This window comes from Streptomyces sp. NPDC058086 (assembly GCF_042885015.1).
GTDB lineage: Bacteria > Actinomycetota > Actinomycetes > Streptomycetales > Streptomycetaceae > Streptomyces.
The window spans coordinates 1-8,791 of sequence record NZ_JBHVST010000200.1 but is presented as its reverse complement, the minus strand read 5'-3'; the positions used below and the strand labels follow the sequence as shown (position 1 = coordinate 8,791).

At 68.9% G+C, this 8,791-nt stretch carries 7 protein-coding genes and 1 pseudogene; all 8 read left to right on the top strand.

What is annotated here, in order from left to right:
- The first annotated feature begins 1,284 nt into the window (after window positions 1-1,284).
- Window positions 1,285-1,635: an urease subunit gamma gene (gene ureA / locus ACFVWD_RS56195; protein WP_389606756.1), complete on the top strand. Its 351-nt coding sequence runs from the start codon at window positions 1,285-1,287 to the stop codon at window positions 1,633-1,635.
- 205 nt (window positions 1,636-1,840) lie between these two features.
- On the top strand, window positions 1,841-2,257 hold the full coding sequence (locus tag ACFVWD_RS56190) for an urease subunit beta (protein ID WP_389606755.1): 417 nt from the start codon (window positions 1,841-1,843) through the stop codon (window positions 2,255-2,257).
- A gap of 33 nt (window positions 2,258-2,290) precedes the next feature.
- Window positions 2,291-4,192 (top strand): urease subunit alpha, encoded by a 1,902-nt coding sequence (ureC, locus tag ACFVWD_RS56185; RefSeq protein ID WP_389606754.1) that lies wholly within the window; start codon window positions 2,291-2,293, stop codon window positions 4,190-4,192.
- Between the two features lie 8 nt (window positions 4,193-4,200).
- The gene (locus ACFVWD_RS56180) at window positions 4,201-4,854 is read left to right on the top strand and encodes an urease accessory protein UreF (protein WP_389606753.1); all 654 of its coding nucleotides are present in this window, start codon (window positions 4,201-4,203) and stop codon (window positions 4,852-4,854) included.
- 25 nt (window positions 4,855-4,879) lie between these two features.
- A complete protein-coding gene (gene ureG / locus ACFVWD_RS56175) occupies window positions 4,880-5,623 on the top strand; it encodes an urease accessory protein UreG (protein ID WP_389606758.1) in 744 nt (247 codons plus the stop codon).
- An 83-nt stretch (window positions 5,624-5,706) separates the two neighbouring features.
- Window positions 5,707-6,501 (top strand): urease accessory protein UreD, encoded by a 795-nt coding sequence (locus ACFVWD_RS56170; protein ID WP_389606752.1) that lies wholly within the window; start codon window positions 5,707-5,709, stop codon window positions 6,499-6,501.
- 477 nt (window positions 6,502-6,978) lie between these two features.
- A pseudogene (locus tag ACFVWD_RS56165) lies at window positions 6,979-7,175 on the top strand (transposase); the annotation flags it as partial.
- A 464-nt stretch (window positions 7,176-7,639) separates the two neighbouring features.
- Entirely contained in the window at window positions 7,640-8,578 is a 939-nt protein-coding gene (locus ACFVWD_RS56160) for a serine protein kinase RIO (protein ID WP_389606751.1), read from the top strand.
- Window positions 8,579-8,791: the final 213 nt, after the last annotated feature.

Genomic DNA, 8,791 nt, shown 5'->3' with positions numbered 1-8,791 from the left:
CCAGAAGCGCCCAGCCTGACCGTCACCACAAAGGCGCAGAGAACTCCGGCGCTTCGCGCCTCCGGGCCGAGGATCGCATTCCCGCCCGGCCTGAAAACCGGGATTCCCTGCGAAGAACAAGGGATGGGACTGGCCTCGAGGTGTACGCGACATCGCCCGCCGCGACTCCTGTAGCCGCGAATCCGATCAACCGTCCACGGCTGTAGGAAGCTGGCCCCGCCACCTTCCGAAGCCGGTACGCAAACTTCCTCCGACGGTCGGGCATGGGCTTCTCCCGCCATCTCGTCTCAGAAACCGCAAGATCTTCGACCAAGACCGTTCTTCCCCACGGCCGCGTGGCACGGCGTGCTCGGCGAAGGTGATCTCGTCGTCCTCTTCCTGTCCCGGGGCCTCGGGAAGGAGTGTCTTCTCGCCGACCATCTCCCGCCAGCGCAGTCGGCCGCCGAGGCCCAGATGTGCCGTCCTGCCCGGCCACTCCCTCGATTCCTTATGCATATGGCTCAAAAGCGGACGTTATTTTCAATATCGGTGCATATAGTTTCAAATTCCGCTATATGGTGCTGCAGTGCTTGGCTGCTGCAGGCGGCTGACCGCCGTCTCGTGAACCGAGACGTGTCCGGCATGCGCCAACGCAGGGGGAACCTTTGCATGAAGTCCGCACGCGGCTCGACGGGTTGCCGGGGCATCCGCCTCCGGGGACGCGTTCACGCCGGCCGGGATGTTGGCGCTGTCGGGGTACTCCGCAGCCATGCAGGCAGCCACGAGCGGTTCAGGGCCGGCATGACCCGCCACCACAGCCACGGGACGCAGCGACGAGGCGCGACCGCTTGCCTCCCTCACCGTGCGTGGCCTGGGCGGGACCGGGCACCCGCACGGCGCGGCCGGTCCCGGCGGCCTGTCCTGACCGGCATCGCCCCGGACTTCCGGCCCGGCCAGGTGCCCGTCGTGCCCCCCAGCCCGTCCGGCCTCGGCTGCGGCGGGCCTGCCCGACCCGAGTCCTGGCGGTAAGACCACGCGTCCTCCTGTGGGACGAGATCACCTCATTGCCCGTCACGCCACCGCAAGGTGCCTGTTGAGGGGCCTCGACCAGGAGGTGTGCGGGCGCGGTCCGGTCGCGCCGCTGAACTCATGGCACCGCGACCCTGCAGGAGTTTCGCCGACAAGACCTATGTGCCGGTCCCCGGTCCCGACGGAGCCGTCCTGGCGGCCTGTCTCGAGCCGGGGCGCATGAGAACCCTGACCCGCCCGGGGCCAGGGCACCATCACCACCACCGAGGAGCACGGATGCACCTGATTCCCTCAGAGCAGGAAAAGCTGCTGCTGAGCGTGGCCGGGATGCTCGCCAGCTACCGCAAGGAACGCGGCATCAAGCTGAACTACCCCGAGGCCGTGGCCTACATCAGCTGCTGGGTCATCGAGGAAGCCCGGGCGGGCAGCCACACCGTCGACCAGATGATGAGCGACGCCAGCATTCCCCTACAACAGCGGCAGGGCGACACCAAAGGCGAGGGAGAGGGAGTCCTCACGCGTGCCGACGTCATGGAGGGCGTGCCCGAGATGCTCGACATCCTCCAGGTCGAGGCGACCTTCCCCGACGGCCGCAAGCTCGTCACCCTCTACAACCCGATCCGCTAAGGACGAACCCATGCCCTACTTCCAGCCGCTGACCACGCAGCCTTTCCCCACGCAGCCTGCGCCGGTCACGTTTCCGGTCACACAGCCTGTCCCCACGCCGCCCGGTCCTGGCCCGGCGCTCGGACAGCCTCTGCCCAAGCCCTCTGCCCTGGATCCGAGCACGGCCTACGACTTTTCCGAGTACGAGGTGGGAGGAATGTGGGTCATGCCGGCCACGGATCACGTGCTCAACTCCCAAGGCGCCAAGGCCACTCTCTACGTGCTCAACGTCGGTGACCGCGCCATCCAGATCGGTTCGCACATCCACCTGGCCGACGTCAACGAGGACCTGCTGTTCTTCACTGACAGGAACGCCGCCGACCATGCCGAGGCTGCCCTGACGGACCCCCAGCTCTCGCGGCCTCAGCAGATCGCCGCGGCCCGCCGGTTGGCGCACGACCGGTCGAAGACGCCGGGACAGGCCCCCTGGGGATACCGCCTCGATGTCGCTCCGGGGGACTCCAAGCGGTTCAGCCCCGAGAACTCGCCCAGCGACAAGATCGACGTCGTGGAGATCGGCGGGAGACGGCGCGTTCCGGGCCTACGCAAGGACAAGCAGTCCGGCGACGTCGACCTCGACTGACAGGGCCCTCGTACACCCAGCTGGAGGAAAGCAATGACGACCATCACCCGCGAGAAGTATGCGAAGTCCTACGGCCCGACCGTAGGCGACCAGGTCCGCCTGGGCGACACCAACCTCTGGATCGAGGTCACCCACGACCTGACCTTCGGCGGCGACGAGGCGATCTTCGGCGGTGGTAAGACCATCCGCGAGTCCATGCTGCAGGGCACCACCACCAGTACGCAGGGCGCGCCCGACACCGTGATCACCAACGTGATCATCCTGGACGTCGCCCCCGCCCAGGAACTGGCAAGCCTCGTCCAGGGTGAGAGCGCCAGCAAGCACGCCGTCGTGCGTGCCGACGTCGGTATCAAGGGCGGCAAGATCGTCGCGATCGGCAAGGCCGGCAACAGCGACGTCATGACCGGGGTCACCCCCGGGCTGGAGCTCGGTCCTACCACGGACGTGATCTCCGGCGAGGGCAAGATCCTCACCGCCGGCGCCGTCGACACCCATGTGCACTACATCTCCCCCTCAGCTGTCATGGAGGCCCTGGCCACCGGGACCACCACCCTGATCGGCGGTGGCGTGGGCCCCTCTGAGGGATCCAAGGCGACCACCGTGACCCCCGGCCCGCAGCACCTGGTGAACCTGCACCGCAGCTTCGACGACCTGCCGGTCAACGTCATGCTGCTGGGCAAGGGCAACACCGTCAGCAAGGATGGCCTGGACGAGCAGGCACTGGCGGGTGCCGGCGGTTACAAGATCCACGAGGACTGGGGGGCCACCCCGGCAGCTCTGGACGCCGCTCTGAAAGCCGGTGAGTACTGGGGCCTGCAGGTCGCCCTGCACGCCGACTCCCTCAACGAGACCGGTTTCATCGAGACCACCATCGATGCCATCGCCGGACGCGGCATCCACGTCTTCCACGCCGAGGGTGCCGGTGGCGGGCATGCCCCCGACATCCTGAAGGTGGCTGCCAAGAAGAACGTCCTGCCCGCCTCGACGAACCCGACGCTGCCATACACGGTGAACACCGTGGCCGAGCACGTCGACATGCTGGCCTCCGTCCACCACCTGGATCTGGCCAACGAGAACGACCAGGCGTTCGCCGACTCCCGTATCCGCTCCACGACAATGTTCGCCGAGGACGTACTGCACGACATGGGCGCGATGTCCATCACCTCCTCCGACGCCCAGGCCATGGGCCGCATCGGCGAGGTCGTGACCCGCACCTGGCAGGTCGCGCACGTCATGAAGGAGTGGAGCTACAACACCTTCAAGGACGCGAACTTCTTCTACCAGGCCGAGCAGGGGGCTGGCGACAACGCCCGTGCTCTGCGCTACGTGGCCAAGTACACGATCAACCCCGCCATCGCCCACGGTATCGATGAGTACGTCGGTTCAGTGAAGGTGGACAAGCTGGCCGACCTGGTGCTGTGGGACCCACGGTTCTTCGCCGTACGGCCCGAGGTGGTCATCAAGGGCGGCGCCATGGTGCTCGGCAACCTGGGCGACCCGAACGGCTCGGTGTCCACCCCGCAGCCCACCTTCCTGCGCCCGGCGATGGCGTACGCGATCGCCTCCCAGGTGTCCTACTCGTTCGTCTCGGACAAGGCCCTCAACCCGCCGGCCTCCGACCCTGACCCGTACGACACGGTGGGGGGTACGGGCGTGTTCAAGAACTCCCTGAGGGACACCCTCGGCCTGCGGCGTGAGCTGAAGGGCGCCAAGCCGGTCAAGGACGTCGAGAAGGAGGACATGGTCTTCAACGGCAAGTGCTTCGAGATCGACATCCACCCGACCCAGTTCACGATCGCGGTGGAGATCCCGGGGGTCGACCCGGTGCAGGGGCACGGCCTCACAGAGCACCCAGGCCGTAGGGGTTTCTGGTACCTCGACCAGCCGGACCCGCCGCAGAGCCTGCCGCTCACCCAGCGCTATCTGCTTTTCTGAGGCGACCTGTGAGCACCTCTTCACTCCTGCTCGCTCTGTTGGGTGACGCCCGGCTCCCGTCCGGTGGACACACGCAGTCCGCCGGTCTGGAGCCGGCCTTGCGGGCCGGCACGACATCTGCCGAGGTTCCCGCCTACCTGCGTTCCCGCCTCCGCACGGTCACCCGCGTGGAGGCGGGAACCGCCGTCGTCGCACGTGCGGTGGCAGCGGGCGGCGGCGACCTCGCCGAGGTCGAGGCCGCCTGGGCCGCCCGGACCCCCAGCCAGGCGCTGAGGGCCAACGGGCGGCGCCTGGGGCGCGGGTATCTGCGCGTCCTGCAGACGCTCTGGCCCGGCCCCGTCGACGCTCGCGCGCGCACTTGGTCGCGCCCGGTCGTGCTGGGCCTGCTCGCCCACCGCGCCGGGATGGACCCCGCCGACCTGGCCCGCCTGGTCGGGTACGACGACGCCCAGACCGTGACGGCAGCCCTGCTCAAACTCGAGCCGCAAGACCCGCTGCTCATCACCGCGTGGGTGAACGACCTGCTGCCGGACATCGACGAGATGGCCGGTCAGGTCGCCTGCCTGCACACCCCCGAACAGATCCCTGCCCACGGCGCCCCTCTCATCGAGCGCTGGGCCGAGACCCACGACACCACCACAGAAAGACTCTTCAGTGCCTGAGAACGCCACCGCCCCCACCCGCGCCATGCGCCTGGGCGTAGCCGGTCCCGTCGGCACCGGCAAGAGCTCGCTGATCGCGACGCTGTGCCAGTCCCTCTCCGACGAGCTGCGCCTGGGTGTCATCACGAACGACATCTACACCGACGAGGACGCGCGCTTCCTCAAGAGCGCCGGGGTGCTGGACCCCGAGCGGATCCGCCCGGTGGAGACGGGCGCGTGCCCGCACACGGCGATCCGCGACGACGTGACCGCCAACCTGCTGGCAGCCGAGGACATGGAGGCCGACTTCGGCCCTCTGGACCTGGTCATCATCGAGTCCGGCGGCGACAACCTCACCGCGACCTTCTCCCCGGCTCTGGTGGATGCCCAGCTGTTCGTCCTGGACGTCGCCGGCGGCGGTGACGTCGTACGCAAGGGCGGTCCCGGTATCGCCCGCGCCGACCTGCTCGTGATCAACAAGACCGACCTGGGCGAGTACGTGGGCGTGGACGTCGAGCGCATGGCGCGCGAGGGCCGCGAGGCCCGCGAAGGCGCCCCGGTGGTTGCGCTGTCCCGGCACGACGAGGCGTCCATCCGGATGCTGACCGGCTGGGTCCGCGAAACCCTCGCCCACTACCGCACCGGCGACCACACCCCCGTCGACCCCGGCCCCATGGCCCCGCACTTCCACGCCGCCCAGGACGGCGAGGGCGGTCACACGCACACCCACGCCGACGGCACCACCCACTCGCGCGACCAAGCTCCGGCGCAAGCTGGGCAGGGCGCGTGACCGGCCCGACCCGCCTAAGCGTCACGCCCAGGGAGAGCCGCAGCCGCGTCCACCACGCGACCGGGCACCTGACGGTACGGATCATGGACCAGGACGCCGACGGAGCCAGGGTGGGCCTGATCGCCACCCGGGCGCTGCTGCTGTCTGGTGACGACGTCCGCATCGAGGTGGACGTCGCTCCCGGTGCCTGGCTCGACGTCGTGGAGACGACCGGCACAGTCGCCTACGAAGGCGATGCTCCGTCGTCCTGGACGATTGACGCCGACGTGGGCGACGGAGGTGTCCTGACCTGGGCGGGCATGCCGTTCGTGGTCTCGGACGAGATCGCCACCCACCGTGGCACGCACATCCGGCTGCACGGCACCGGCAAGGTGCTGATGCAGGAGAAGGTCGTGCTGGGGCGCGCCGGGCAGCTGGGCGGGGATCTGACCACGTCCCTGGACGCGAGCGACGACACCGGGCCGGTGCAGGTGGAGTACCTGGACCTGGGACGGCAGGCCCGTCAGATGCCGGGCGTCTTCGGGAGTCTGCGTTCCATGGACACGGTCACTGCCCTGGGATGGACGCCCGAGCCGTCCGGTGAGCCGGACGCGGGCAGCACCGGGCCCGGGGAGACCTACTTTCCCTTGGACCGGTCCGGGGCCGTGCTGCGGTGGATGGGAATCGGCCGATTCCGTGACACGCTGTGCGATCCCACCTTCGCTGCCTGGCGCGAGGAGGCCATGCGCGGCTACCGGCGCCAACGCGCTGCACGGCGTCTGCGTCGCGCAGAGGAGCCCGGCCTCGGAGAAGGTGGTTGTGGCCCGGCTCCGGACGCCACGGCATCCGCGGCCGGGCGAGACATGCCTGCCCGGCGGTCCGTGGCCCCCTCGGCCTGATGCTTCAGGCCGGACGCCGGCCAACCGACTGGCGGGCGTGAGCGATCGCGTGAGCTGATGCCCTGGACAAGACGCCCCCGCAAGGGCGAACGCCCTACGACCCGGTGGTTGCAGTTCTGGTTGCATTCACTCCTGTCCGCCGCCGCACGGACAGAGCCACACGAAGCGCAAACTCACAGGTCAGAACCCATACACACCCCGTCGGACACCCGAACGAGCATGTGGGGGCAACCCCTCACGTGTTCGAACCTCGCATCCTCCGCAGCCGCCCACCTGGGCAACGAGGGCGCCGACCGGATGTCGGTCGGGCCCTCGTCATGCCGTGGTACCAGTTGACGTGATGCAACCACCCGGCGTGGACGCGATCGCGCCAGCGGGCCTGGGCGGACGCGGCTCTGACCAGCGCAAACTCTGCACCCTCTATTAGGACTCCGTTAGGTCTTCCGGTCGGTGCTCGTGAGGAGCACGTTGGAGACCGTGGGGCAGCGGGTTGAGGGTCTGCGGAGTGACTTGGCGGAGTTCGTGGCGGAGGTATTCGCCTCGGTTCCGCGGACCAGCGGGCCAAGGGCGACTGCTGTCTGCGCGGGTTGATGCTGGATGGGCGGCGCAAGTCGATTCAGGCGATGGCCGCTCGGCTGCCGGATGGCAACGAGCAGAACCTGCAGCAGGAAGTCGAGGTCGAAGCGCGACAGGTCCTGGGTGGCGCGCACATCGAGGACGGTCCGGCCGTGCAGCCGCCCGGTGCGGAAGGAGTAGCCGTCCCGGACGTCGTAGTGCGGCACGTCGATGCCGCCGTTGCCGTCCTGTGGGAAGTACGGGTCTCCCATCCCGCTCGCACCGGGCGTCGGGGCCCGCTCGGCAACCGCGGGTCCGGCCGGCAACGACCCGGCCAGCGTCAGTCCAAGCAGGACCGGGACGAGCCCGGTACGGAGGATCACGCCGGAAACCTACGGCACCGCTGGGGCCGCTCGATGCGGGCCGACTTTATTCGGTTGCCGCTCCCCGTGTCCGCCCCTCACCATGGGCGAGACACCGGGAGCTGCCCGGTGCTCCACGAGAGGAGGCACGACCGTGACTACGACTGTCCTCGGCCTGCCCGCAGACCGCCTCTCTCTCGCCTCATGGAGCACCTCCAGCGATGTCTCACGACGATCTCTCGCAGCACCCTCAGCACCCGGCATTTCCTGACGGCATCATCACCGTCCCCTACCGATATGTCCCGCCGCCGGACGACCTGGGCGACGTCGACGACCGGTTCGTCTTCGACTTCATTTCCTACGATGACCTCGAGGACGGCCAGCGCTGGTCGACCTGGCTCAGCGTCGAACCCCTCTGCCGAGGCCCCGAGCCGCTCCCGGACTGGGTAGTGACCTCACAGGGCGCGATCGACACCGAGCTTGGCGTCCTCAAGACCGGCAAGGAGGCCGACGTCCACCTCGTCGAGCGCGCCGACCCGCTCGACCCCGCCTCAGGCGTGGTCATGGCGGCCAAGCGGTACCGCTCTCCCGAGCACCGGACCTTCCACCGCGCCGCTTCCTACACCGAGGGCCGCTCGATGAAGCGCTCACGTGACGAGCGGGCCCTCAAGCGGAAGAGCACCTTCGGCCGGCAGGTCGCGGCCGGCGAGTGGGCGGTGTCCGAGTGGGGTGCGCTGGTGCGGCTCTGGGACCTCGGGCTGCCGGTTCCCTACCCGGTCCAGATCGACGGCACCGAGATCCTGATGGAGTGGATCACCGTCGTCGACGAGGACGGCGCCGTCCAGACCGCGCCCCGGCTCGCCCAGACCCGACCCTCACCCGAGCTGCTGGCGGCGTACTTCGAGCAGCTCACCGACGCGCTCGCGACGATGGTGCAGAACGGCGTCGTGCACGGCGACCTCTCGGCGTACAACATCCTGGCGGCGGGCGAGCGGCTGGTCATCATCGACCTGCCACAGATCGTCGACCTCGTCGGCAACCTCAACGGGATGAACTTCCTCCAGCGCGACTGCGCCAACATCTGCGGCTGGTTCCGCTCGCGGGGCCTCGAGGTCGACGAGCACGCGCTGTTCGCGGAGCTGATGGCGCACGCCTTCTGAACCAGGCGGGCTAGCTAACAGCCCCAGCGGTGCCTCAGGGCCCCGGACGGCCACCCGTCCGGGGCCTGGCTGCGTCTTGGTGCCCTCACGCCCTCAGGGCGTGCTGCGCCGACGTTGTGGCAGTACCCGCGCGAGCAGGCCAACGCCGGACCAATGTCACCCGTACGGCTTACACGCCCTCGCCTCGGGCGTGCGACCCTCACCCGTTCAGCC

Coding starts and splice junctions, on each gene's coding strand:
- ureC (WP_389606754.1), top strand. CDS start 2,291: ATGACGACCATCACCCGCGAGAAGTATGCGAAGTCCTACGGCCCGACC.
- ureG (WP_389606758.1), top strand. CDS start 4,880: ATGCGCCTGGGCGTAGCCGGTCCCGTCGGCACCGGCAAGAGCTCGCTG.
- ACFVWD_RS56170 (WP_389606752.1), top strand. CDS start 5,707: ATGGACCAGGACGCCGACGGAGCCAGGGTGGGCCTGATCGCCACCCGG.
- ACFVWD_RS56160 (WP_389606751.1), top strand. CDS start 7,640: ATGTCTCACGACGATCTCTCGCAGCACCCTCAGCACCCGGCATTTCCT.
- ureA (WP_389606756.1), top strand. CDS start 1,285: ATGCACCTGATTCCCTCAGAGCAGGAAAAGCTGCTGCTGAGCGTGGCC.
- ACFVWD_RS56190 (WP_389606755.1), top strand. CDS start 1,841: ATGCCGGCCACGGATCACGTGCTCAACTCCCAAGGCGCCAAGGCCACT.